This is a genomic window from Holdemanella biformis DSM 3989, from assembly GCF_000156655.1.
Lineage (GTDB): Bacteria > Bacillota_I > Bacilli_A > Erysipelotrichales > Erysipelotrichaceae > Holdemanella > Holdemanella biformis.
Genome location: NZ_DS996861.1, coordinates 1 through 1,619, shown reverse-complemented (window position 1 = coordinate 1,619; position 1,619 = coordinate 1). Strand labels below are relative to the sequence as shown.

The following is a 1,619-nucleotide window of genomic DNA, read 5'->3' as shown; positions in this document are numbered from 1 at the left end:
CTCCATATATCAATCAGAGTTACATCAATATTCTTTTCAAAGAGTACATTAAAAATTTTTCCTTTTATGTTCCAACCATGCGTTTCCATAATCTTCGAGACACGTACGCTACACTTATGCTCAAAAACGGATGTAATATATTCACTTTAAAGAAACTGTTGGGACATTCAAGCTTTTCTTCTACATCACGTTATATCAAGTACGATATTTCTGATTTAGCACAGGCTCCAGTTCTTTCTTCTTTGATGGAAATTGAGTAATGGTACATATTCAAGACATATTCAAATACATGGATATCGAAGGTAAAATCGATTATTCAAAATTGAACCACAAACAGAAAAAAGCTCTTCGCAATATCATTGAATGTAAAACAGAAGTAATGGGATTCAATACAGATACTTGTGAATGCTGCGGTCATACTGAGATTCACTACAATTCATGTAAAAATCCAAACTGCCCTGAATGTGGAGCTGTAGACAAAGAGATATGGATACATAAGCAGGAACGTTTTACTTTGAATGTGAATTATTTTCATGTTGTATTTACGATTCCCAATGAATTAAACATACTTTGTCTAATGGATCCAAAATTCATGTACAAGGCTTTGTTTGATGTTTCTGCAGAAACCATCAAAGAACTGTCAAAAGACAAAAAGTATCTAGGAGCTAAAATTGGATTTACTTCCGTACTTCATACTTGGGGACAGAACCTTTCTTTACATCCGCATATCCATATGATCGTTCCTGGTGGTGGAATTGATTCAAATGGAAAATGGAAAAATTCAAAAAAGAAATTCTTTCTTCCAGTAAAAGTAGTATCTAAATTATTTAAAGGAAAATTCCTAAGCTATACTAAAAAGAATTTTGATCAAAGAAAAATCAAAGATGAAGAACAGTTTCAAAATATTATAAATACCTGTTATTCCAAAGACTGGGTTGTATATACTAAAAAGCCAATGAAAAGTGCAAAACATGTTGTCAAATATCTTGGAAGATATACACATAGAATTGCGATAAGTAATGCACGTATCAAAAAGTATGAAGATAATAAAGTGACATTTTCGTACAAAGATTATTCAGATCATAATCAAATAAAGGAAATGACTTTAGACGACACAGAATTTTTTCGTAGATATATGATGCATGTACTTCCACCAAATTTTATGAAGATCCGCCATTATGGATTTCTAGGAAACCGTAATAAAGAAGAAAGAATAAAAGCTGTACGAACTGCTACAAACACGAAAAATCCAGGACCATTACTAATTGACTATGAACAGATTATTTCGGATATATTAAAAAGAGACGTTTCCATCTGCATCAAATGCGGACAAAAACGCCACTATCAATTGGAATAATCCCACAAATTCCAAAGTCACCAGCCCAATGAAATCATTGGGTAAGGGGACCATACCCAATATACAGAAAAATCGTGAAAAATGGAACCTTTAAATCAAATATTTCGATAGAAACTAAAATTTTTAGAGGATAAGCAATTATACTTTTATCCATACAGAGATGTGTTAGTTCAATAAAATTAAAACACCAATGTTGTACAATAATGTGCTTCGATTGGTGTTTTTTATCAACATTGATGTATTAATTTTCTAATGTATTATA

2 protein-coding genes are annotated in these 1,619 nt (G+C 31.6%); both read left to right on the top strand.

The genetic code is table 11. The features are described 5' to 3' along the window. Positions 1-260: tyrosine-type recombinase/integrase (locus EUBIFOR_RS12565; RefSeq protein WP_147587437.1), on the top strand; the 260-nt coding region annotated here is incomplete at its 5' end. Beyond that, positions 260-1,357 (top strand): IS91 family transposase, encoded by a 1,098-nt coding sequence (locus tag EUBIFOR_RS11875; RefSeq protein ID WP_003866318.1) that lies wholly within the window; start codon positions 260-262, stop codon positions 1,355-1,357. The genes EUBIFOR_RS12565 and EUBIFOR_RS11875, both read left to right, overlap by 1 nt. The last annotated feature ends 262 nt before the right edge of the window (positions 1,358-1,619 follow it).